Here is a 23,646-nt window from a genome sequence, read left to right as displayed (position 1 = left end):
CTCAGCCCCTCCTTTCACGCCGGGCACGGCGGCTGCGCAGCCTGGGGTTGGTGATCTCGTCGACCGCGTAGTTGACCAGCGCGAGCGCGAACGCGACGAGCGCGATGCACAGTCCGGAGGGGACGAAGGCCCACCACGTGCCGGTCATCAGCGCGCCGTCGTTGCTGGCCCAGTACAGGTTGGTGCCCCAGCTGACGACGCTGCTGTCGCCGAGGCCGAGGAACTCCAGGCCGGCCTGGGCGCCGATGCCGAAGATCACGCAGCCCAGCAGCGTGGTCATCACCACGGACGCCATGTTGGGCAGGATCTCGCGGAACATGATCCGCAGGGGGCGCTCGCCGGTGACGACGGCGGCGGCCACGAAGTCCTTGCCGCGGATCGACTTGGCCTGCGCGCGCAGGACCCGGGCCGAGCCCGCCCAGCCGGTGACGACGAGCACCAGGATCACGGTCGAGGTCCCGGGCGGCAGGAACGCGGCCAGGATGATGAGCAGCGGGAGGCCGGGCAGCAGCAGGAAGATGTTGGTGACCAGGGTCAGCGCGTCGTCCACGATACGGCCGAAGTACGCGGACGCCAGGCCGACGAGGATGGCGACGCCGGTCGCCACAAGGCCCACGGTGAAGCCGACGAAGAGGGAGCTGCGCGCACCCCACAGGGTGAGGGCGAGCACGTCCTGTCCCTTGGCGGTCGTACCCAGCCAGTGTGCGGCCGAGGGTGCCTGGCTGCCCGTGGAGTTGATGAGCGACGGGTCGCCCGGTGCCAGGACGGGCGCGAGCAGAGCCAGCAGCGCGAAGAGAGCGAGCAGGATCAGCCCGGCCAGCGCCTTCTTGCTGTCGATGAGCTGGCGCAGCAGTCCGCGCCGGCGGGACGTGCGTGCGGGGATGGTCGGCGTGGTGGCCGTCGCGATGTCGATGGCGGTCATGTCGGCAACCTCCTCAGCGGACGCGGACGCGCGGGTCGAGGCGGACGTAGACGAGGTCGACGAGGAAGTTCGCGAGCAGCACCGCGGCCGTGATCGTCAGGAAGATGCCCTGCATCAGCGGGTAGTCCAGGCCCTGGACGGCCATCAGCAGCTGGTAGCCGATGCCGGGGTAGGCGAACACGACCTCGGTGAGCAGGGCGCCGCCGACGACGAAGCCGAGCGCCATGCCGAAGTTGGTGACGGAAGGCAGCAGCGCGTTGCGGGCGGCGTAGCGGAACATGATCCGCGAGGGGCTGAGGCCCTTGGCCTCGGCCATCGTGATGTAGTCCTCGGCCGCCGTGGCGATCATGGTGTTGCGCATGCCGAGCATCCAGCCGCCGATGGAGACCAGCACGATGGTCAGCGCCGGCAGCACCAGGTGGGTGGCGACGTTCGAGAGGAACTCGCCGTTGAAGCCGGGAGTCAGGCCGACGTCGTAGGCGTGCCGCATGGGGAACCAGCCGAGGCTCACCCCGAACAGGTACAGCGCGCCCATCGCCAGCCAGAAGTACGGGAACGAGCCGACGAAGATCAGCAGGGGCGGGAAGGCGGAGTCGAGGACGCCGCCGCGCCGCCAGGCGGCGACGATGCCGAGCAGGTTGCCGAGCACGGCCGCGATGACGAGCGCGACGCCGCCGAGGAGCAGGGTCCAGCCGATCTGTGAGCCGATCACGTCGGAAACCGGGGTGGGAAAGCGGGTGATGGAGATGCCGAGGTCGCCGGTGAAGACGCTCTTGACGTAGGAGACGTACTGCTCCCAGAGTGGGCGGTCGTCGAGGCCGAAGAGTTTCCGCAGCTGGGCTATCTGATCGGGCTGCATGGTGCCCTGGGCCTGCGCGAACATCCGGGAGACCGGGTCTCCCGGCATGAAGCGCGGGAGAACGAAGTTCAGGGTGATGGAGGCCCAGAAGGCGAGCAGATAGAACCCCAGGTTGCGCAGGATCAGACGCACGGGTCGTGCTCCCTGTCGGTGGGGGGGTGAACGTGTGGCTCGGTGCGCGGGGGCGGCCGTCCGGGGAGGAGGGCGGCCGCCGGTCCGCGGGCGGCGTCAGCCCTTGACGGGCTTCAGCGACGTGAGCACGAGGACCGTGCTGCCGTTGCGGTTGCCGAGGGTGGCGTACGGGTTTTCCTCGGAGGGCCAGCCGGTGAAGCGGGCATCCGTGTACGCGCCCCACTCGGGGCCGGTGAACAGCGGGACGACGGGTGCGTCCTTGTCGTACAGCTCCTGCAGGCCGTTCATCTGCTCGCGCTGCGCACTCTCGTCCGTGGCGGCGGCGAAGGCGTCGATGAGCTTGTCGGCCTTCTTGTCGCCGAAGCGGTGGTAGTTCTCCGTGGCCTGCTTGCCGACCGGCTGCACCATCTTGGTCGACATCACGCCGCGGAAGTACTCGTACGGCGTGGCGCCGTTGTTGCTCCACACGATGCCGGTGTCGAACGTGCCGGTGTTGTACGACGCCGAGACCGCCGACCAGTCGGGCGTCTTCACGGTGGCGGTGATGCCGACCTTCGCGAGGTTCTGCTTGATGATGTTGGCGACCGAGATCCAGTCGGAGGAGGCTGAGCCGACGGAGATGTCGAGCGTGAAGTCCTTGCCGTTCTTCAGCTTCCGCTTGCCGCCGCTCTCCTCGTAGCCGGCCGCATCCAGCGCCTTGGCCGCCGCGTCGGTGTCGTACTTCGTCCAGGTGCAGGACGCGGCGAGCAAGGTGTCACGCCACTTGTCGTACGTGCGGGCCAGGCCCGTACAGTCGGCGGGTTCGGCGTAGCCGTTCATCGCGACCTTGGTGATCTGGTCGCGGTCGACGGCCATGCTGAGGGCCTTGCGCACCGCCGGGTCGTCGAAGGGCGCCTTGGTGGTGTTCAGCTGCCAGTTGATCATGGCGCCGGTGGCCGGGAACCAGTAGTGGTTGTGCTTCTTGTCCTTGGCGACGAAGGACTTCTCGATGTCCGGGATGAACGACTGCGTCCAGTCCACCTCGCCGTTGGTGAAGGCGATGTTGGCGCTGTCGTTGCCGGAGAAGGCGAGCATCTGGATACCGGCGATCCGCTGCTTGTCCGGCTGCCAGTAGTCGGGGTTCTTGCGCAGCTCGTACGACTGGCTCTGGAACTTCTCGATCTTGGTGTACGGGCCGGTGCCGACCGGGTTCGGGTTGGTGAACTTCGCCGGGTCCTTCACCTTGGACCAGATGTGCTTCGGCAGGATGTAGTGGCCGCTGATCTCGTAGAAGGCGGTCGAGAACGCCTTGTTGAAGGAGAACTTCACCGTGTGGGCATCGACCGCGGTGACCTTGTCCAGGTAGTCGAAGCCGCCGAGCACCTTCTTCTGGAGCTCGAAGGTGTAGACGACGTCGTCGGCGGTGAGCGCCTGGCCGTCCGACCACTTGACGCCCTCGCGCAGCGTGAAGGTGAGGGACTTGCCGTCCTTGGCCTGCTCCCACTTGGTGGCCAGCCACGGCGTGTCCTTGGCGTCCGCCATGCTGTGCACCGCCAGCGGCTCGTAGACCGCCTGCAGGGTCATGGGGGCGGCCTGCGGGGAGAGCGGGTTGAAGTTGCGCGTGAACGTCGCCAGATCCTCGCGCGGGATGGTGAGCAGCTGGTTGCCGGAGGTGTCACCGGCGCCGGAGGTGCCCGAGCCACCCGTACAGGCGGACAGGACCAGGGCCGCGGCGGCGGTCACGGTGACCGCTCTCAGGACGGCTCGGGGCCGCCGTGAAGGTATGCGGGAGGGTGCCATAATGGAGACTCTTTTCCTCTCTTCAACACACAGGGCGAAGACGGGATGGGATTCCTCGGCGGACTGATTAGCGGTCAGACCGACGAGCGTTCGAGCAGCGGGCAGTCGATCGTCACCTGACGGGTGTCGAGCGGCTGCCCCGCTGCGAGAGCGGCGAGCATGTCGATGCCCTTGGTGCCCATGGCCTCGAAGGGCAGGGCGAGCGTCGTCAGCTTCGGCCGCAGATAGGCGGCGATGAGTTCCTGGTTGTCGAACCCCACCACGGCCACGTCGTGCGGGATGCGCAGCCCACGTTCCTTGATCGCGTCGTACGCGCCCATCGCCATCCGGTCGTTTCCGCAGAACAGCGCGGTCGGCCGGTCGCCGGCCGGGCGGTCAAGGAGTTCGCAGGCTGCGGTATAGGCGCTGTCCGCGGTGGCCCAGCCGGGGACGACGAGGGAGGGGTCGGGGGTGATCCCGGCCTCGCGCAGGGCACGTTCGTACCCCTCGCGCCTGCCGATGGCCGCCGGGATCGCCGGGTCGAGGTTGATGAACCCGATGCGGGTGTGACCGGCGTCCAGGAGCCGGCGGGTCGCCTTGTAACCGCCCGACACCTCGTCGGGCAGGATGCACGGCAGCTCACCTTCCGCGTCGTAGCAGTTGACGAGCACCGTCGGCACCTCCCGGGCGGCCTTGGGGAGCGTGACGGCCCGGTGCCAGGTCGTGGCGTACAGGAGCCCTTCCACCCGGTGTTCCAGCATCTGGTCGAGCGCGGCGGCCTCCTGGGCGGGGTCGCCCTCGCTCGCGGCGATCAGCAGGAACCTCCGATCGCCCCAGGCGCGGCTCTGCGCACCCGTGATCACCTCGGTCGCGAAGGGGCCGGTCACGATCTCGGTGATCAGCCCGAACCATCCGCTGCGGTTCGCGGCCAGCGCCCGCGCCCCGGCGTTGGGCCGGTAGCCGAGCTCGTCGATCGCCTCCAGGATCCGCCGACGGGTCTCCTCGGGGATGGCGGCGCCGGGCTTGTCGTTGAGGACGAAGGAGACGGTGGTCCGCGAGACACCCGCGTGGCGCGCCACATCGCTCATGGTCACGCGATGCGTCCTGTTCGTGGCCACTTCCAGTCCCTTTCGGCCGTCCGGCGGTGAGACAGCACCTCCGGTTTCGCGCTTTAATAACGCGCGTTACTTCCGTGTGGCAGGGAAGTTACGTGCGTCTTGAGCGGCATGTCAATACCTGCGCATGGGCCGCATCAGGCCACCGGCCCGGTGCCCTTCACCCCCCGCGCTCTTCTCGAGAGAGGCAAACAACCACCATGGCCCGACCCCAGGCCCCCAGCAGCGTCACCGTCCTCGGCGAGTGCGTCGCCGACGCCTTCACCGACCCCGCCCGGTCCAGCTCCGATGAACTCGCGCTGCGCGCCCTGCCCGGTGGCGGCCCCGCCAACACCGCCGTCGCCCTCGCCCGGCTCGGTACCCGGACTCGTTTCCTCGGGCGGTTCTCCCACGACGTCTTCGGCGCCCTCTTCCATGCCCGCCTCAGTGCCTCCGGCGTCGACCTGACCGGCAGCGTGACCGCCGCCCCCGAGCCCAGCACCCTCGCCGTCGCCGACCTCGACGACTCCGGCCAGGCCACCTACACGTTCTATGCCGACAGCGCCGCCGACTGGCAGTGGACCGACGACGAACTCGCCGGCGCCCGGCTGGACGATGCGGCCTGCCTGCACACCGGCTCCCTGGCGCTGATACAGCAGCCCGGCGGCAGCCGCATCGAGGACAATCTCGCCAGGGCGCGCGAGCACGTCACCGTGTCCATCGACCCCAACGTCCGGCCCCTGCTCGTATCGCCCTCCGTCTACCGCGAACGGCTTCCCCGCTGGTGCGCCCTCGCCGACATCCTTCGCCTCAGCGAGGACGACCTCGCGCTGCTCCTGCCCGGCGTCGGCCCTGAGGAGGCGTGCGACACCTGGCATGCCGCCGGCGCGCGCCTCGTCGTCATCACCTTCGGCGGGCGCGGCGCCCTTGCCTCCCTAGACGGCCTCCGCGTCACCGTCCCAGCCCCGGCCGTGGACGTTGTGGACACCGTCGGCGCCGGGGACTCCTTCACTGCGGGCCTGCTCCACCGCCTCGCCGCCCTCGGACACCTTGGCGGGCGACTCGACGCACTGAGCCTCGAGGACGTCACCGACTCCTGCTCCTTCGCCGCTCACGTGGCCGCCGTGACCTGTTCCGTCCACGGCGCGAACCCGCCCTGGGTGGACGAAGCGGCGATGGAGGCCGGCGTGGAACAGCTCCTGCCGCATGCCTGACCGTGGCATGCCCGTTCCCGCAGACAGGACTGCGGGAACGGGCGTCGAATCCACACGGCCGGCACCCCGTACGCGCTGTTGCCATGGCGTCGTCATGGTTGCGGAGCCGCAGAGCCGGGGAGCCGAGCGGTGCTTGAGATCAGGTGCGGCTCTCAGTGAGGTCTGCCAGCTCGGCCTGGATGCGGTCGGCCTCCTCGCGCAGTTCGTCGACCCGACGGCGAGCTGCGAGCTCGTGCTGTTCCAGCAGTCCGACGACCGACGGCATCCGCGACCTCCCGGGGAGCGACGACACGACAGGCCATGGCTCCCACGGAATCACCGACCCGTCTGACCAGCGGAGATACCGTCCTCAAGTCCGGAAAGACAACAGCTTCACGACTTCTTCGGCCGCCTTGCCTTCTCCCCGGACACCGGCACCCTCGCCGTGCCTCACCGCGCGAGCGGAGGTGATCCATCTGAGACGCGTTAGTCGAAGCCGCCGGCTGTCACACCGACAGTGACCGGGCATCGGAACATACTCAGCTGCCGGCGGTCCGTAACCTGAGCAGCTGGACGAGACCCGTCTTCGACCGCCCCGACGTCCTGACCACATGAACCACGGAGCACCACACGAGAGGACCGAGTGACCGCTCGGGGCCGTTTCCTCTTGGGGCAGTTCCTGGCGCCCACCGGCCATCACCACGACGCACACTCTCGCGCGCCGCACACCCAGACGGCCACCACGTCGAACGCCTCGACCCACCTGCGCCGACCGGAGCACAGGGTCATCGATAACACTGTCCTCGTTACCAGCGGCCTCAGGATGGCCTCAATGCATGGCCCTACGCAGCGCGGCCCAGCAGAACACGTCTCCTTGGCTACGCACCTACGCGCATTCGTGCAGGTCAGAAGGCCACCAGCTGTCGCAGACCGAGCCGCCCCCAAACTCACGAGCAGCGGATTCAGTCCGTTCAGGCAAAGTTGACGCTCCGACAGCCAAAAAGAACGTTTCCGCAGGTCAGAGACCTGTATAGGTGGGGCGGGTGGGACTCGAACCCACGGCCGACGGATTATGAGTCCGTTGCTCTAACCGGCTGAGCTACCGCCCCAAGCGGCGTGTCGCGCACAGGTGTGCGTGTCGTCTGCCGCAGCATAGCCGCTCATACGATCTCCTGCCTCGATGATCGACTAGGCACAGCCCCTCGCGACCCCGAAGACTGCCTCCGGGTCCGCACGGTTCCTCCAGGCGGTCAACCAGGACGCGAACCGGGCATGAAAAAGGACCCCCCAGGGGGTCCTCGTTCAGCATGCTCCCCCGACTGGACTCGAACCAGTAACCTGCCGGTTAACAGCCGGCTGCTCTGCCAATTGAGCTACGGAGGACCGAGCTCCCCCGACTGGACTCGAACCAGTAACCTGCCGGTTAACAGCCGGCTGCTCTGCCAATTGAGCTACGGAGGAATGCCTCGTCTGCATCGAACGCACCTACCTGGGTATCCGCCAGGGGGCGCGCGCTCTCTGCGACACATACATTAGCGCAAGCAGGGGGGTGCTTCGCCAATCGGTACTCCCCGGCGCCGTCGCCGCACCGGAAACGTGTGCAGACCTGCACGCAGTCCTACACAAGGGAAGGGTGGCCGCCATGCGTTACCGGCTCACGTTCGTCGCCGGAGTCGTCCTGGGTTACGTGCTGGGCACGAGGGCCGGACGCGAGCGCTACGAGCAGTTGAAGAAGTCGGCCCGGCAGTTCGCGCAGAACCCCGCCGTGCGCAACACCGCGGAGACCGCGGCCCAGCAGGGCCGGGAGATCGCGGGCCGGGCGTACCACGTGGTGAGTGACAAGGTGGGCGACCGCATGCCCGACTCGGTGGCGCAGCGGGTGCGTACCCTGCGCGAGCGCACCTCGCAGGGCTCCGGCGAGGACGACTGGGGGACGAGCAACACCTGACCGGGACACCGGTGACACCCGGCGGGAAGCCCTCGGCGGACCGGCCCGGCGTCACGACGTCGCCGGGTACGGCAGAATTTTGGCCATGGGGATAGTCGCCGGGCTGGACAGTGCGCCCGATTTCACTCGCATCGTCGTCTGTGACGCGGACAGCGGGACCGTGCTCAAACAGGGGTATGCGCCGCACCCGGTGGACAACCCCCAGGGCACGGGCCGTCCGTCCGACGTCGATCCGCAGAACTGGCTGCTGTCGCTGGGCGAGGCGGCGGGCGGTGGGCTGCTCGAGGGTGTGCAGGCCATCGGGGTCTCCGCGCAGGCGAACGCGCTGGTGCTGCTGGACTCCCAGGGCAACACCGTGCGGCCCGCCATGGTCGGTACCGACAAGCGGACCCAGGTCGCGGCGGCCGATCTGATCGACGCGCTCGGCGGCCGTGAGGCGTGGGCGCAGGCGGTGGGCAGCGTTCCGCAGGCCGCGCACCCGGTGACGAAGCTGCGCTGGCTGGCCCGTACGGAGCCCGAGAACGCGGCGCGCACCGCCGTGCTGCTCCAGGCCCACGACTGGCTGGTGTGGCAGCTCCTGGGCCGTCCGGTGCGCCGGACCACCGACCGGGGCGGTGCGTCCGGAACCGGCTACTGGGCGGCGGCGACCGGGAATTACCGGGCCGATCTGGTGGAGCTGGCGCTCGGGCACCAGACCATGCTGCCGGAGGTGATCGGCCCGGCCGAGGCGGCCGGTGCCACCCCGGAGGGACTGCTGATCTCCGCGGGCACCGGGGAGACGATGGCTGCGGCGTTCGGGCTCGGGATCGGGCTGGGCGACGCGGTGGTGTCCCTGGGCGCGTCCGGCTCGGTCATGGCCGTCCACCCCGAGGCGCTCTACGACCCGAACGGCATGGTCACCGCGTTGGCGGACGCCACCGGGATGCATCTGCCGGTCGTCACCACGCTGAACGCGGTACGGACCCTGCGCGGGACCGCGGAACTGCTCGGGCTGTCCGATCTGGAGAGCCTGTCCGACCTGGCGATGAAGTCGACACCGGGTTCGCACGGGCTGGTGCTGCTCCCCTATCTGGAGGGCGAGCGGACGCCGAACCTGCCGCACACCGCCGGGACCCTGTCGGGGCTGCGGCGGGAGTCGATGAAGCCGGAGCACCTGGCGCGGGCCGCGTTCGAGGGCATGCTGTGCGGGCTCGCGGACGCGCTGGACGTGATGCGCGGCCGGGGCGTGGAGGTCCGGCGGGTGTTCCTGCTGGGCCAGGCCGCGGGGCTGCCCGCCGTGCAGGCGGCGGCGCCCTCGCTGTTCGGGGCGCAGGTGGTGGTGCCGCAGCCCGCGGACTACGCGGCGATCGGCGCCGCCCGGCAGGCGGCGTGGGCGCTCGGGGTGTCCCAGGGCACCCTCGACCCGCGGACGCCGCCCATCTGGCAGGGCGCGGCGGCGCAGGTGCTGGAGCCGGGCGAGAACCTGGCGGTGGGGCAGGCGATACGCCAGCAGTTCGTGTCGGTGCGCGAACAGACCCACCCGGGGGCGTTCCGGATGTGACCGGCCGGGCGGCGGACGGCGGTCGATGCGGGCGGCAGACGGCGGGCGGCGGGCAGTGCGGGCCGCGGGCCCGTCGGCCCGGGGAGCCGAGGGCCCGGGAGCCGGGCGCGGTAACGAGGTCCGGCGGCGGTCGGTGCGGGCCGCGCGCCCGGAGGTCCGGGGTCCGGAGGTCCGGGCGCGGCACCGAGGGCCGATGGCGGGCGGTGGCCGGCAGTGGCGCGGATTAAATCGGTTGAGGTAACGCGGGTGGAGTGTCCGACGATAGGGGCCAGGGGCAACCAATGGCTCCCGCCGACCACTCGAGAGACTCAGCGTGCTGATACGACTGCTTCGGACTCATCTCCGGCCGTACAAAAGACCCATCATCCTTCTGGTGCTGCTGCAGTTCCTGCAGACCTGCGCCACGCTCTACCTTCCCACCCTCAACGCCGGCATCATCGACGACGGTGTCGTCAAGGGGGACACCGGCTACATCCTGTCCTACGGCGCCCTGATGATCGGTATCTCGCTGGCGCAGGTCGTGTGCAACGTGTTCGCCGTGTACTACGGCGCCCGGACCGCGGCGGCGCTGGGGCGTGACGTGCGGGGGGCCGTCTTCGACCGGGTGCAGTCCTTCTCCGCGCGTGAGGTCGGCCACTTCGGCGCCCCCTCGCTCATCACCCGTACGACGAACGACGTCCAGCAGATCCAGATGCTGGCGCTGATGACGTTCACGCTGATGGTGTCGGCGCCCATCATGTGTCTGGGCGGCATCGTGATGGCGCTCGGTCTGGACGTGCCGCTGTCCGGGGTGCTGGTCGCGGTGGTGCCGGTGCTGGGCATCTCGGTGACGCTGATCGTGCGGCGGCTGCGTCCGCTGTTCAGGACCATGCAGGAGCGGCTCGACACGGTGAACCGGGTACTGCGCGAGCAGATCACCGGCAACCGGGTGATCCGGGCGTTCGTCCGGGACGCGTACGAGCAGCGGCGGTTCGGGAAGGCCAACGCCGAGCTGACCGAGATGTCGCTGGGCACCGGCAATCTGCTGGCACTGATGTTCCCCGTGGTGATGACGGTGGTGAACCTGTCGTCGATCGCGGTGGTGTGGTTCGGCGCGCACCGGATCGACAGCGGGGGCATGCAGATCGGTGACCTGACCGCGTTCCTCGCCTATCTGATGCAGATCGTCATGTCCGTGATGATGGCCACCTTCATGTTCATGATGGTCCCGCGGGCCGAGGTGTGCGCCGAGCGCATCCAGGAGGTACTGGACACCTCCTCCAGCGTCGTGCCGCCCGCCGCGCCCGTCACCGACCTGCCCCGGCACGGCCATCTGGAGATCCGGGGCGGCGGCTTCCGCTTCCCGGGTGCCGAGGAGCCGGTGCTGAAGTCGGTCGACCTGGTGGCCCGTCCGGGCGAGGTCACCGCCGTCATCGGCTCGACCGGAAGCGGCAAGTCGACGCTGCTCGGGCTGGTCCCCCGGCTGTTCGACGCGACCGAGGGCGAGATCCTCGTGGACGGCGTGCCCGTCGCGGACCTCGATCCGGCGCTGCTCGCGAGGACGGTCGGGATGGTGCCGCAGAAGCCGTACCTGTTCGCGGGGACGGTGGCGACGAATCTGCGGTACGGGAATCCGGACGCCACGGACGCCGAGTTGTGGCACGCGCTGGAGGTGGCGCAGGCCAGGGAGTTCGTCGAGCGGCTGGAGGGCGGGCTCGACGCGCCGATCGCGCAGGGCGGCACCAATGTGTCCGGCGGCCAGCGCCAGCGGCTCGCGATCGCGCGGACGCTGGTGCGGCGCCCCGAGATCTATCTCTTCGACGACTCCTTCTCCGCGCTCGACTACGCGACCGACGCGGCGCTGCGCGGGGCGCTGGCCGAGGAGACCGCCGAGGCGACGGTGGTGATCGTCGCCCAGCGGGTGGCGACCATCCGCGACGCCGACCGGATCGTGGTCCTGGACGAGGGCCGGGTCGCCGGCACCGGCCGGCATCACGAACTGATGGCGGACAACGAGACCTACCGGGAGATCGTGCTCTCCCAGCTGACGGAAGCGGAGGCCGCCTGATGGCCGGGCCAATGGCGCGGGCCGGGGCCGGGACGGGCCCCGACCACCAGTCGCTGAACTTCAAGGTGTCCGGCAAGCGGCTCATCGCGCGGTTCGGGCCGGAACGCCTGACCATCTACGGGCTGCTGGCCTGCGTGGTGCTGAGCGTGGGGCTCAGCGTGATCGGGCCGAAGATCCTCGGCCGGGCGACCGACCTGGTCTTCGCGGGCATCGTCGGACGGGACATGCCGGCCGGGGCCACCAAGGAGCAGGTGCTGGAGTCGATGCGGGAGCGCGGCGAGGGCGGTGTCGCGGACATGCTCCGCAGCACCGACTTCACTCCGGGCGAGGGCATCGACTTCACGGCCGTGGGCAACGTCCTGCTGTTCGCGCTGGCGGTGTTCGTGGTCGCCGGTCTGCTGATGGCGGTGGCGACGCGGCTGGTGAACGGGGCCGTGAACCGCACCATGTACCGGATGCGCGAGGATGCGCAGACGAAGCTGTCGCGGCTGCCGCTGTCGTACTTCGACAAGCGGCAGCGCGGTGAGGTGCTGAGCCGGGCGACCAATGACATCGACAACCTCGGGCAGACGCTCCAGCAGACGATGGGCCAGCTGATCAACTCGCTGCTGACCATCATCGGGGTGCTGGCGATGATGTTCTACGTGTCCTGGATCCTGGCGCTGGTCGCGCTGGTGACCGTGCCGCTGTCGTTCGTGATCGCCACCCGCGTGGGCAAGCGGTCGCAGCCGCACTTCGTGCAGCAGTGGCGTACGACGGGCACACTCAACGCGCACATCGAGGAGATGTACACCGGGCACACCCTGGTGAAGGTGTTCGGGCGGCAGGAGGAGTCGGCGAAGCGGTTCGCCGAGGAGAACGAGGCGCTGTACGAGGCCGGTTTCAAGGCACAGTTCAACAGCGGCGTCATGCAGCCTCTGATGCTCTTCGTGTCGAACCTCAACTACGTGCTGGTGGCGGTCGTCGGCGGGCTGCGGGTCGCGTCGGGTTCGCTGTCCATCGGTGACGTTCAGGCGTTCATCCAGTACTCGCGGCAGTTCTCGATGCCGCTGACGCAGGTCGCCTCGATGGCGAACCTGGTGCAGTCGGGTGTCGCGTCGGCGGAACGGGTCTTCGAACTGCTCGACGCCGACGAGCAGTCGGCCGACGTCTCGCCGGCCGAGAAGCCGGCCGAGCTGCGCGGGCGGGTGGCGCTGGAGCAGGTGTCGTTCCGGTACGACCCGAAGAAGCCGCTGATCGAGGACCTGTCGCTCACGGTGGAGCCGGGGCACACGGTCGCGATCGTCGGCCCGACCGGCGCGGGCAAGACGACGCTGGTGAACCTGCTGATGCGGTTCTACGAGGTGTCCGGCGGGCGTATCACGCTCGACGGCGTCGACATAGCGCGCATGTCCCGGGACGAACTGCGGGCCGGGATCGGCATGGTGCTCCAGGACACCTGGCTGTTCGGCGGCACCATCGCGGAGAACATCGCGTACGGCGCCTCGCGGAAGGTCACCCACGAGGAGATCGAGGAGGCTGCGCGGGCGGCCCACGCCGACCGGTTCGTCCGCACCCTGCCGGACGGGTACGACACGGTGATCGACGACGAGGGCAGCGGGGTGAGCGCCGGTGAGAAGCAGCTCATCACCATCGCGCGGGCGTTCCTGTCCGACCCGGTGATCCTGGTGCTGGACGAGGCGACGAGTTCCGTGGACACCCGTACCGAGGTGCTGATCCAGAAGGGGATGGCCGAACTGGCGCACGGGCGTACGTCGTTCGTCATCGCGCACCGGCTCTCCACGATCCGGGACGCGGACACGATCCTCGTCATGGAGAACGGCTCGATCGTCGAACAGGGCTCCCACGAGAAGCTGCTGGCTGCGGGCGGAGCCTACGCCCGCCTGTACCGGGCGCAGTTCGCGCAGGCGGCGGTGGAGGTCGACTAGGGCCTGTCCCGGGGCCTGTCCGAGTGGGGGCCGCCCGCGAGTTTCCGCGGGCGGCCCCCTTCCCGTTTACTCCAGGTAGCCCCTCAGCTGGTCGGCGAAGGCGTGGTCGCGGAGTTTGTTGAGGGTCTTGGACTCGATCTGGCGTATGCGCTCGCGGGTGACGCCGAAGATGCGGCCTATCTCCTCCAGGGTGCGGGGGCGGCCGTCGACCAGGCCGTAGCGGAGCTGGACGACCTTGCGCTCCCGCTCCCCCAGCGTCGACAGGACCGCCTCCAGGTGCTCCCTCAGCAGCAGGAACGCGGCCGACTCGGCAGGGCTCGCGGCGTCGCCGTCCTCGATGAGGTCGCCGAGGGCGACGTCGTCCTCCTCGCCCACCGGGGTGTGCAGGGAGACGGGTTCCTGAGCGAGCCGCAGCACCTCACCGACCCGCTCGGGGGCCAGGTCGAGCTGGGCGGCGACCTCGTCCGTGGTCGGTTCACAGCCGCGTTCCTGGAGCATGTGGCGCTGGACGCGGATGACACGGTTGATGAGTTCGACGACATGCACGGGGACGCGGATGGTGCGGGCCTGGTCGGCCAGCGCGCGGGACATGGCCTGGCGGATCCACCAGGTGGCGTAGGTGGAGAACTTGTAGCCGCGCGCGTAGTCGAACTTCTCCACGGCCCGGATCAGGCCGAGGTTGCCCTCCTGCACCAGGTCCAGCATGGTCAGTCCGCGGCCCACGTACCGCTTGGCGACGGAGACGACGAGCCGCAGGTTGGCCTCGATCAGCCGCCGCTTGGCCATCCGGCCCATGACGACGAGCCGGTCCAGGTCCAGAGCGAGCCTGCTGTCCAGGTCACAGGCCAGCCGCAGCTTCTCCTCGGCGAACAGTCCGGCCTCTACGCGGCAGGCGAGTTCGACCTCCTCGGCGGCGGTGAGCAGGGGGATACGGCCGATCTCCCGCAGGTACTGCCGGAACAGGTCCGAGGAGGGGCTGCCGGACTCGGCGCGCACCGGCGGCGGGACCGCCTCCACCGCCCCCACGGGGTCCGCCGCGTCCGCGGGGGCCGCCGCGTCCGCGGGGGCCGCCGGGTTCCCCGGATCGAGTGCCGCGGACGGGGGGTCGGGCTCCGTCTCGGGGTGGTGGGCGGGCCGGCTCTGTGCGGGCACCGCCACCAGGACATCCGCGTCGGGCCGCGCACCGGCCGTACGCGCGGCGGGCTGGGTGAGGGTCTGGATCTGGGTCTGCACCGGGGCGACCTCCAGGATGATCGCTGCCGAGGGGGGCGGCAGCGGTACTTCGGGGGCGGAGCCGGTGGCCTCGCCGCTGTCCGTCCCGTACGCGATGAGCGTGGCCGCGGGGGTCCGGGACCCGTCGGGGACGGAGCGGCCGCGCTCCGAGGACTCAGGCACCGCCCCCAGTGTGGGGTACGACACATCATCCCCACGAGGGGCGTGCGACGACTTTTTGCTTCCGCGCGGTGACCCGGCGGTTACGGCCTGCCTACAGCGCCGACGCGCCGTGTTCGCGCAGGGCCTGGTCGTACTGCTGGAGGACCCACAGCTCGTTCTGCACGGAGACCAGTTCGGCCGGGTCGCCCTGGGAGGCGACGCGGGTCAGCCGCCCGGTGATCTCGCGGATGCGGCGCTCGACGGCGCGGCGGCGGACGGTGACCAGCTGGGCGCCCGCGTACGTCTCGTCGACCCCCTTGACGCCCCGGTGCAGCATGATCGCCTCGACGGCGAGCTCGGTGACCATGGCGCGGACGGCGTCGTCGGGGGCTGTCTCGCGAACGCGGATCAGATAGTCCTGGGAGTCGGGGACGCCGGATTCGGCGCCGCCCGCGTCCAGGACGGCCTGGCGCACCGCCGCGTACACCGGGGCGGTGAACTCGTCGAGGCCGTACGCGTCGAAGGCCGGGGAGACCAGCTCGGGACGCTGGAGGGCGAGCTTGAGCAGTTCGCGTTCGGTGGCGAAGACGGGGTTGCGCAGGTTGAGGGCGGGGCCGCGAGGGAAGGCCGGCCCGGGGGCGGAGCCGTACTGCTGCGGGCCGCCACCGCCGTGCTGCTGCCGGTCGGGGGCGGGGCCCCTGCCGCCGCGGTCGCGGGCCCAGCGGGCGAGCTGCGCCACCCGCTTGACCACGAACTGGGTGTCGAGGATGCCGAGCATGCCGGCGAGCTGGACGGCGACCTCGTGCTGGGCGCCGCTGTTCTTGATGCGGGCGACGACGGGGGCGGCCTCGTCGAGGGCGGCGGCGCGGCCGGCCGGGGTGTCCAGGTCGTAGCGGCCCACGATGTGGCGGAGCGCGAACTCGAAGAGCGGGGTGCGGGGCTCGGTGAGGTCCGCGACCGCGTCGTCGCCCTTGGCGAGGCGCAGGTCGCAGGGGTCCATGCCGTCGGGTGCGATGGCGATGTAGGTCTCGGCGGCGAACTTCTGGTCGTCCTCGAAGGCACGCAGGGCCGCCTTCTGGCCGGCCGCGTCACCGTCGAAGGTGAAGATCACGCGGGCCGAGCCGTTGTCCATCAGCAGCCGGCGCAGGATCTTGATGTGGTCGCCGCCGAAGGCGGTGCCGCAGGTCGCGATGGCGGTGGTGACACCGGCGAGGTGGCAGGCCATGACGTCGGTGTAGCCCTCGACGACGACCGCGCGGGACGACTTCGCGATGTCCTTCTTCGCCAGGTCGATGCCGTACAGGACGTGGGACTTCTTGTAGATCGCCGTCTCGGGGGTGTTGAGGTACTTCGGCCCGTTGTCCGACTCGTACAGCTTGCGGGCGCCGAAGCCGACGACCTCGCCGCCGATGTCGCGGATGGGCCACATCAGACGGCCGCGGAAGCGGTCGATGGGGCCGCGGCGGCCCTCCTGGGAGAGGCCGGAGAGGATCAGTTCCTTGTCGGTGAAGCCCTTGCCGCGCAGGAAGCGGGTGAGGTGGTCCCAGCCCTGGGGGCTGTAGCCGACGGAGAAGTGCTGGGCGGCCGCCTGGTCGAAGCCGCGCTCCGCGAGGAAGGCGCGGCCGGTGTCCGCCTCGGCGGAGGTCGCGAGCTGCTCCATGTACCAGTCGGCGGCGATCCGGTGGGCCTCGACCAGGCGGATGCGCTCGCCGCGCTGGTGGGCGGGGTTGTACCCGCCCTCCTCGTAGCGCAGGGTGATGCCGGCCTGGGCGGCGAGGCGCTCGACCGCTTCGGAGAAGGAGAGGTGGTCGATCTTCATCACGAACGTGAGGGTGTCGCCGCCCTCCTGGCAGCCGAAGCAGTGGAAGAACCCCTTGCTCGGACTCACCTGGAAGGACGGCGACTTCTCGTCGTGGAACGGGCACAGGCCCTTGAGGTTGCCGCCGCCCGCGCTGCGCAGCTGGAGGTACTCGGACACCACGGCGTCGATCGGGACCGCGTCCCGTACCGCCTTCACGTCCTCGTCGTTGATCCGTCCAGCCACGCGTGAAGTCTACGGCGGTCCGCCCACAGTCGGATCCGGGGCGTCCCCCGACAGTGGGGGCGAGGCCCGCGCCAGAGCAGCAGGACGGCGTGGCGCTCGGAGGCGTCCTCCGACGGTGGGGGCGAGGCTCCGCCACCGTCGGAAAGCGTCGCTCCCCGCCGGCCGTCGGGGAGCGACGCCCCACCCACCGCGGGGCGCGAGGCACCCGCCCGCGGTCGGGCGCGAGGCACTCACCGAACGGCGGCAAGCAGGACGCCCGCCCGCCATCGGGGGCGCGAGGCACCCGCCCTTGGTCAGGGTGCGAGGCTGTCGAGCGGGACGCGCGGGTCCGCCAGGGAGTCGGTGTCCACCGGGGTCCGGGAGGTGATCAGCCGCTGGATCGGGTCGGTGACGTCCCACACATTCACGTTCATCCCGGCCAGTACCCTGCCCTCCTTCATCCAGAAGGCGATGAACTCCCGCTTGCCCGCGTCGCCCCGGATCACGACCTGGTCGTAGGAGCCGGCCGGCGCCCAGCCGGAGTACTCCATGCCCAGGTCGTACTGGTCGCTGAAGAAGTACGGGATCCGGTCGTAGGTGACCTCCTGGCCGAGCATCGCGCGGGCCGCGGCCGGGCCGCCGTTGAGGGCGTTGGCCCAGTGCTCGACGCGCATCCGGGTGCCGAAGAGGGCGTGCGGGAAGGAGGCGACGTCACCGGCGGCGTGGATGTACGGGTCGGAGGTGCGCAGCCGCTCGTCGACCCGGATGCCGCCGCCGTCCGCGGGGTCGGCGAGGTCCAGGCCCGCCGCCTGGGCGAGGCCGGTGCGCGGGGCGGCGCCGATCGCCGCGAGGACCGCGTGCGCCGGGTGCTCCTCGCCGTCGTCGGTGCGGGCGGCGAGGACGACGCCGTCCTGCCCGGTGATCCCGGTGAGGGTGGCGCCGAAGTGGAAGCGGACGCCGTGCTCGCTGTGCAGGTCGGCGAAGAGCTGGCCCAGCTCGGGGCCGAGGACCGAGTGCAGCGGGGTCCGCCCGCGGTGCACGACGGTGACCTCCGCGCCGTACTCGCGGGCCGCCGCGGCGACCTCCAGGCCGATCCAGCCGGCGCCGGCGATCACCAGGTGGCCGTTGTCCCGGCCGAGGGAGGCCAGGACGCCCTTGAGGCGCTCGGCGTGCGCGAGGCGGCGCAGGTGGTGGACGCCGACGAGGTCGGTGCCCGGGATGTCCAGGCGGCGGGGCTCGGCGCCGTTCGCCAGCAGCAGTTTGTCGTAGCGGACGGTGGTGCCGTCCTCGCCGAAGCGGACGGTCTTCGCGGCGCGGTCGACGGCGTCGACGGTCTGGCCGAGGTGCAGCTCGATGTCGTGGCGCGCGTACCAGGCGGGCTCGTGCACGAAGACGCTGTCGCGCTCCTCCTTGCCGAGCAGGAAGCCCTTGGACAGCGGCGGCCGCTCGTACGGGCGGTCCAGCTCGTCGCAGATCAGCAGGACCCGGCCGGTGAATCCCTCCGTTCGCAGTGTCTCGGCCGCCTTCGCGCCCGCCAGGCCGCCTCCGACGATGACGAATGTCTGATCCGCGTCGACCACTTGATGCCTCCTGGAGAGGGTCCGGGGGGTGGCCCCCCGGAAAACACTGTGGGTGCCGCCACTTGCGAGCCTCCCGCACACAGGGTGGTGCGGGAAGAGGGGGTGGCCCGATCAGGCCACGGAGGGTCACCTTCGAGCGAACACACGTCTCCGGTGTCCCACCGGTCCCCTCGTCGTCCCCCTCTCCTTCATGACTGCCCCGTGAGGCGGGCGTGAAGCGAGCGGGCCGAGGCGTCGGTGAGGGACGCGATCCGGTCGACGATCACCCGCTTGCGGGCGCGGTCGTCCGGGGCCTGCGCGAACAGCGTGCGGAACTGCGGGTCCAGGCCGTCGGGGGCGCGGGCGGTGAGCGCCTCGGCCAGTTCGATGACGACGATCCGCTGGTCGGCACGGAGCTGCTCCTGCTCGGCGCGCTGCATGACGTACCGGTCGGCGACCGCCTTGAGGACGGCGCACTCCGTCCGGGTGTCCCGGGGGACGACGAGTTCGGCTCCGTAGCGGGTGAGACGGCCACCGCCGGATTTCTGCCGGGTGGCGCCCTCGGCGGCCAGGCAGAAGCGGCCGATGAGCTGGCTGGCGGCGTCCTTCAGACGGGCCTGGGCGAGCGCCGTGCCGTCGTAGCCGTGCGGCCACCACTCCTGGGCGAGGAGGCGGTCGAGCGCCTCGGCGAGCTCCGCCGGGTCGGTGTCCGCCTCGATGTAACGGCCGACGGCGACGGCGAAGATCTCCTGCCGTTCGGGCTCGGCGTGCAGGACGTCGGGGTCGATGTGGCCGGCGTGCAGGCCGTCCTCCACGTCGTGCACCGAGTAGGCGACGTCGTCCGCCCAGTCCATGACCTGTGCCTCGAAGCAGGTACGGCCGTCGGGGGCGCCCTCGCGGACCCAGTCGAAGACGGGGCGGTCGTCCTCGTAGACGCCGAACTTCGCGGAGGCCGGGTCGGTGGGGTGGGCGCCCCGGGGCCAGGGGTACTTGGTGGCGGCGTCGAGGGTGGCCCGGGTGAGGTTGAGGCCGACGCTGACGAGGTCGCCGGTCCCCGGATCGGTGACGAACCGCTTGGGTTCGATGCGGGTGAGCAGGCGCAGCGACTGGGCGTTGCCCTCGAAGCCGCCGCAGTCCTCGGCGAACTCGTTCAGCGCCTGTTCGCCGTTGTGGCCGAAGGGCGGGTGGCCCAGGTCGTGGGAGAGGCAGGCGGCCTCCACGAGGTCCGGGTCGCAGCCGAGGGCGGCACCGAGCTCCCGGCCCACCTGCGCGCATTCGAGGGAGTGGGTGAGGCGGGTGCGGGGGCTGGCGTCCCAGACCGCGCCGGCCTCTCCGGGGGTGACGACCTGCGTCTTGCCTGCCAGGCGGCGCAGGGCAGAGGAATGCAGCACGCGCGCGCGGTCGCGCTGGAAGGCGGTACGCCCGGGACGCTTGTCCGGCTCGGCGTCCCAGCGGGCGGCCGACGCCGGGTCGTAGCCGAGAGGCGACGTGGGATGCTGCTGCGGGTGTGCCTGCGTCGGCGACTGTGCCGGGGGCTGCGCTTGGGGCTGGGGCGCGGGGTCGGTGGGGGCGGAAGTGCCGGTGCCTGCCATGCCTCGACACTACGGCCACGCGGTGACACCCGGGCGGGGCCGGGCGCTGGGGCGCGCGGCAGAGCCGGGCCGGGTGTTCCTTCAGGCGGGGGTCGGGCTCGTGGGCGCCGGGGCGAGGGCCGGGGCGGGCGGCGCCGGCTGCTCCCGCTGAGCGACCCGTGGCCGGGCGGCCGACTGCTGATCGAGGTCGTGAGGTGCGCCGTCATGCCCCGGTCGTCGTCGGGGGACGTTGCCCCCGTTGTGCGGGCGTGACGGGTGTTTTCCGGCGGTTCACGGAACGGCCCCCGCGCGGTGCGAGCCCGTTCGAGCCGCGGCTTCGCCCCGCCGCGTGCCGTGCCGCGTGCCGTGCCGTGCCGTGTCGTGTCGTGCCGCTGATCACAGGGCGCGGCTGAACCGGAGGACGCGCGGAGGCGTCTTCGACGTCGAGGACCGACCGGGGAGGGCGCTCGTCCCATGCTTCATCTGTTGCGCCGCGCGAGGGCGGGCGGGGCCCGATGGCTCCGCCGGCCACGCCTGCCGCGTACCCGGGCCGGCCGGCGGCGGCTGGTGCAGGCGGGGATGGCGGCGTGCGTCCTGGCGCTGCTGCCGGCGACCTGGCTGCGCCTGGCGGCGGACGGCCGACTGCACACCACCGCCGACGTGCCCCGCACCGAGGTCGCCGTGGTCTTCGGCGCGGGCCTGTGGGACGGGGAGCCGTCGCCGTATCTCGCGCACCGGCTGGACGCGGCGGCCGAGCTGTACCGGGCGGGCAGGATCAAGGTGGTCCTGGTCACCGGCGACAACAGCCGTGCGGACTACGACGAGCCGGACGCGATGCGCGCCTATCTGGCGCGGCACGGCGTGCCCGACGCACGGATCGTCAGCGACTACGCGGGCTTCGACACCTGGGACTCGTGCGTCCGCGCGAGGGAGATCTTCGGTGTGGACCGGGCCGTACTGATCAGCCAGGGCTTCCACATCCGGCGCGCGGTCACCCTGTGCCGGGCGGCCGGGGTCTCCTCGTACGGCGTCGGCGTCGACGACCACCACGACGTCACCTGGTACTACGGGGGCGTCCGGGAGATCTTCGCCGCGGGCAAGGCGGCCCTGGACGCGGCCTTCCGCCCGGACCCCCACTTCCTCGGCCCGAGGGAGCCGGGGGTGCGGCGGGCCCTCGACGGCACCCGTGCCCCGTCGGCCGCACGGTGACCGTGTCGCGCAGGTCGCAGCATGCTCGCGTCGTGGCGGACCCGACACGGATCACGGCCGCCCTTCCGGCCGAGCGGGCCGCCGGACCGGGCAGGCCCGCCGGCTCCCCATCGGCGGCCTGAAGGCGGAAGCCGACCGCTTGGCCGGCCTGCACGACGAGGGCCCGCCGTCCCGGCCGGTCTTCACCAGCCCGCTCGGCCGCTTCTCCTGTCGCAGCGAAGGCCGGGCGTTCTCGTCGAAGGCTGGGCGCCACGTCGCGCGAGACCTGATGGGTGTCGGGTCGACTGGTGTCCTTGTGACGATCGGGTGCCTCCGGCCCTGCGGCGCGCACGGTGGAGACGTGGTCGCACGAACGGTTCTCCTCGGCTGTGTCGTGCCTTCTCGGCGTGCGATCGGTGGAGAACTGACGAGCGGTGAGAACCGGCCGGCAGCACATGCCGGGTATGCCAAACACTTCCCGTGCCCGCTCCATCAGATGTGGTGAACCCCGCAGGTCAGAAGAGCAATACATCCTGATTTACCCCCATGATGACGTCGTCTCACTCACCCCTCACGCGAGGAGGACGACCATGTCCGAAACGACCGAGCCCAACGTCGGTATGTTCACCCTCGGTGGTCCGCTGACCGCCGAACCCGCCGGACCGGTCGAGGTACCGGAGCACGACGAGTGGCCCCTGCCCAACGGCTTCGCCTGGGTCTTCCCCGGCGAGGGCAACCGCGGCGGCCTCGTCCGGCCCGTGATCATGGCCGACGGCTTCAACCTCGGCCGGAGCAGGCTCGACGCGCTCTACCAAGGTCTGGAGAGCGGCTACCCGTTCATCACCGAGCTGCGCCGACGCGGCAGGGACGTGATCCTGCTCGGCTTCGAGGAGCGCAGCGCGTCGATCCTGGACAACGCGCAGGCGGCCGAGGCCGCCATCATGCGGGCCATCGCCGAGCAGCAGGGCGACGCCCGTCTGATCGTCGGCGGCTTCAGCATGGGCGGCATCGTCACCCGCTACGCACTCGCCCATCTGGAGACGCAGCGGATGGACCACCGGACCGCACTGTACTTCTCCTACGACAGCCCCCACCGCGGCGCTTCCATCCCGGTCGGCGTGCAGGCGTTCTCGCACTTCATCCCGCTCCCGAACAACTTCGCGAAGCAGATGAACAGCCCGGCCGCCCGCCAGATGCTGTGGCAGCACTACGACAAGGACACCGGCAAGATCGGCGTCGCCCCGGAGCGCACGGAGTTCCTGGCCGCCCTGGACCGGGTCGGACGCTGGCCGATGATCCCGCTCAAGATCGCCGTGGCGAACGGTCGCGCCGACGGGGCCGGCCTGCCGGACGTGAAGCCCGGCGACGTCGCACTGCGGGTCGACCGGATCTACCCGGGCACCACCTTCTACACCCAGGCCCAGGGCGACGACGTGACGGCCGCCTACCTCAACCGCAGGCTCCCCAAGGCCGAGAAGACCATCACGACCAGCGGCTTCCCGGAACTGGACGGCGCGCCGGGCGGAACCCTGCACACCTACAAGATCCTCGCCGAGGCGATGAAGAAGCTCGGCGGCAAGGCGGACCTGCGGCACGAGGACGTGTGCTTCGTCCCCTCGGTCAGCGCGGTCGCGATCCGCGACATCGAGACGCAGGACGACCTGTACGCGGACATCAACGGACTGGACCCGGACGAGAGCGAGCTGGACGACTTCCGCTGTTCGTCCACGACCACCGCGCACACGACCATCACCGAAGAGCTGTGCACCTGGCTCATGGACCGGCTCCCCGACTGATCCCCGTCACGCGCCGACCGGGGCTGCCGTCCGCTCACACCAGACGGACGGCAGCCCCTTCGTCGATCCGCGCTCCGACCAGCCCGCTCAACCTTCCTTGAGAAAGCACCCCACCCGACCAGTCTTGGGTCTGTACGGTCAACGGCTCTGTCTCACATGCGGTGGTGACAGAACGTCATCGTTGATGTGCCTGGTCCGAGCTCCGAGGAGAGCAGTCGCAGACGCACCGTCGAACGGGACGGACACGGTGTCGACGGTCGCGTCACCCGTGCTGGTCTGGGAGTGTTACTGCCAGCCACGGCAACTGCTTACCGTCACCGCCACATGTGAGACAGAGCCCGGTCAACGGTGTAACTCCCGAATTGGAAGCGACAGTTGATGACTGACGTGATGAGTGACATCGAGGCCGGGGAGGCCGCCCCGGACACCCTTCGTGATGTCCACAGGGAGAAGCCCCTCACGGGGCGACGGCTGCTCCGATCGTTCCGCTGTCCCCCGCCCTCGCAGCAGGCACCGTGCCGTCACCCACCAGGTCCGCGACCGTACCGGAGGCGGAGCTGAGCACAGGATGCCCCCTCGCCGCGTCCTGGGCATCACCGCGCTCCCTCTCCCCGGGGGAGGTGGCCGTACCCGGGATGCAACAGGGACCGGTGCGGTGCGTAACACGTGCGTCGCACGCTGGGTGGCATGCAGAGCACCGTGAGCCCACGCACT

At 70.6% G+C, this 23,646-nt stretch carries 16 protein-coding genes and 3 tRNA genes; 7 read left to right on the top strand and 12 right to left on the bottom strand.

Going from position 1 to position 23,646, the window contains the following annotated elements:
• Position 1: 1 nt before the first annotated feature.
• The 4 genes from ACFPZI_RS36165 to ACFPZI_RS36150 all read right to left on the bottom strand — a co-directional run bounded on the left by ACFPZI_RS36165 (position 2) and on the right by ACFPZI_RS36150 (position 4,759).
• A complete protein-coding gene (locus tag ACFPZI_RS36165; RefSeq protein WP_055627281.1) occupies positions 2–922 on the bottom strand; it encodes an ABC transporter permease in 921 nt (306 codons plus the stop codon).
• Between the two features lie 13 nt (positions 923–935).
• Positions 936–1,913, bottom strand: coding sequence for an ABC transporter permease (locus ACFPZI_RS36160; protein WP_055627280.1), 978 nt, complete (start codon positions 1,911–1,913; stop codon positions 936–938).
• Between the two features lie 96 nt (positions 1,914–2,009).
• Positions 2,010–3,635 carry an ABC transporter substrate-binding protein gene (locus ACFPZI_RS36155; protein WP_381212801.1) on the bottom strand — a complete coding sequence of 542 codons (1,626 nt, stop codon included), beginning with the start codon at positions 3,633–3,635 and terminating at the stop codon, positions 2,010–2,012.
• A 131-nt stretch (positions 3,636–3,766) separates the two neighbouring features.
• Complete coding sequence (locus ACFPZI_RS36150; RefSeq protein ID WP_055595809.1) at positions 3,767–4,759, bottom strand: LacI family DNA-binding transcriptional regulator; 993 nt, start codon at positions 4,757–4,759, stop codon at positions 3,767–3,769.
• A 227-nt stretch (positions 4,760–4,986) separates the two neighbouring features.
• Here ACFPZI_RS36150 and ACFPZI_RS36145 point away from each other — a divergent pair, with 227 nt between their 5' ends.
• Positions 4,987–5,979 carry a carbohydrate kinase family protein gene (locus tag ACFPZI_RS36145; RefSeq protein WP_381371388.1) on the top strand — a complete coding sequence of 331 codons (993 nt, stop codon included), beginning with the start codon at positions 4,987–4,989 and terminating at the stop codon, positions 5,977–5,979.
• A gap of 139 nt (positions 5,980–6,118) precedes the next feature.
• Here the strand turns inward: ACFPZI_RS36145 and ACFPZI_RS36140 are convergent, their stop codons facing one another.
• From ACFPZI_RS36140 to ACFPZI_RS36125, 4 genes are all read right to left on the bottom strand, one after another.
• Positions 6,119–6,244, bottom strand: a complete 126-nt coding sequence (locus ACFPZI_RS36140) for a hypothetical protein (RefSeq protein ID WP_267893674.1) — start codon at positions 6,242–6,244, stop codon at positions 6,119–6,121.
• Positions 6,245–6,993: 749 nt separating this feature from the next.
• Positions 6,994–7,067, bottom strand: a tRNA-Ile gene (locus ACFPZI_RS36135).
• 201 nt (positions 7,068–7,268) lie between these two features.
• Positions 7,269–7,341 (bottom strand) — tRNA-Asn (locus tag ACFPZI_RS36130).
• 5 nt (positions 7,342–7,346) lie between these two features.
• A tRNA-Asn gene (locus ACFPZI_RS36125) sits at positions 7,347–7,419 on the bottom strand.
• Between the two features lie 181 nt (positions 7,420–7,600).
• Between ACFPZI_RS36125 and ACFPZI_RS36120 the strand changes: the two genes are divergently transcribed.
• The 4 genes from ACFPZI_RS36120 to ACFPZI_RS36105 all read left to right on the top strand — a co-directional run bounded on the left by ACFPZI_RS36120 (position 7,601) and on the right by ACFPZI_RS36105 (position 13,421).
• Positions 7,601–7,906 (top strand): YtxH domain-containing protein, encoded by a 306-nt coding sequence (locus ACFPZI_RS36120; protein WP_381371387.1) that lies wholly within the window; start codon positions 7,601–7,603, stop codon positions 7,904–7,906.
• A gap of 85 nt (positions 7,907–7,991) precedes the next feature.
• Complete coding sequence (locus tag ACFPZI_RS36115; protein ID WP_381371386.1) at positions 7,992–9,446, top strand: FGGY family carbohydrate kinase; 1,455 nt, start codon at positions 7,992–7,994, stop codon at positions 9,444–9,446.
• Positions 9,447–9,759: 313 nt separating this feature from the next.
• Positions 9,760–11,493, top strand: a complete 1,734-nt coding sequence (locus ACFPZI_RS36110; RefSeq protein ID WP_381371385.1) for an ABC transporter ATP-binding protein — start codon at positions 9,760–9,762, stop codon at positions 11,491–11,493.
• Positions 11,493–13,421 carry an ABC transporter ATP-binding protein gene (locus ACFPZI_RS36105; RefSeq protein WP_381371384.1) on the top strand — a complete coding sequence of 643 codons (1,929 nt, stop codon included), beginning with the start codon at positions 11,493–11,495 and terminating at the stop codon, positions 13,419–13,421. The genes ACFPZI_RS36110 and ACFPZI_RS36105 overlap by 1 nt, the downstream gene beginning before the upstream one ends.
• Positions 13,422–13,487: 66 nt before the next feature.
• On the opposite strand, the gene ACFPZI_RS36100 is transcribed toward ACFPZI_RS36105, so the two are convergent.
• From ACFPZI_RS36100 to ACFPZI_RS36085, 4 genes are all read right to left on the bottom strand, one after another.
• Positions 13,488–14,816, bottom strand: a complete 1,329-nt coding sequence (locus ACFPZI_RS36100) for an RNA polymerase sigma factor (protein WP_381371383.1) — start codon at positions 14,814–14,816, stop codon at positions 13,488–13,490.
• Positions 14,817–14,907: 91 nt separating this feature from the next.
• Complete coding sequence (gene dnaG / locus ACFPZI_RS36095; protein WP_381371382.1) at positions 14,908–16,839, bottom strand: DNA primase; 1,932 nt, start codon at positions 16,837–16,839, stop codon at positions 14,908–14,910.
• A gap of 293 nt (positions 16,840–17,132) precedes the next feature.
• Positions 17,133–18,398, bottom strand: a complete 1,266-nt coding sequence (locus ACFPZI_RS36090; RefSeq protein ID WP_381371381.1) for an NAD(P)/FAD-dependent oxidoreductase — start codon at positions 18,396–18,398, stop codon at positions 17,133–17,135.
• A 188-nt stretch (positions 18,399–18,586) separates the two neighbouring features.
• Positions 18,587–19,969: a deoxyguanosinetriphosphate triphosphohydrolase gene (locus ACFPZI_RS36085; RefSeq protein WP_381371380.1), complete on the bottom strand. Its 1,383-nt coding sequence runs from the start codon at positions 19,967–19,969 to the stop codon at positions 18,587–18,589.
• 453 nt (positions 19,970–20,422) lie between these two features.
• Between ACFPZI_RS36085 and ACFPZI_RS36080 the strand changes: the two genes are divergently transcribed.
• Entirely contained in the window at positions 20,423–21,157 is a 735-nt protein-coding gene (locus tag ACFPZI_RS36080; RefSeq protein WP_381371379.1) for a SanA/YdcF family protein, read from the top strand.
• A gap of 569 nt (positions 21,158–21,726) precedes the next feature.
• Entirely contained in the window at positions 21,727–22,932 is a 1,206-nt protein-coding gene (locus ACFPZI_RS36075; RefSeq protein ID WP_381371378.1) for an esterase/lipase family protein, read from the top strand.
• Positions 22,933–23,646 lie beyond the last annotated feature (714 nt).

Source organism: Streptomyces chlorus (assembly GCF_042655885.1).
Lineage (GTDB): Bacteria > Actinomycetota > Actinomycetes > Streptomycetales > Streptomycetaceae > Streptomyces > Streptomyces chlorus.
The sequence above is the reverse complement of the archived record's forward strand: the minus strand, read 5'-3'. Positions and strand labels throughout refer to the sequence as shown.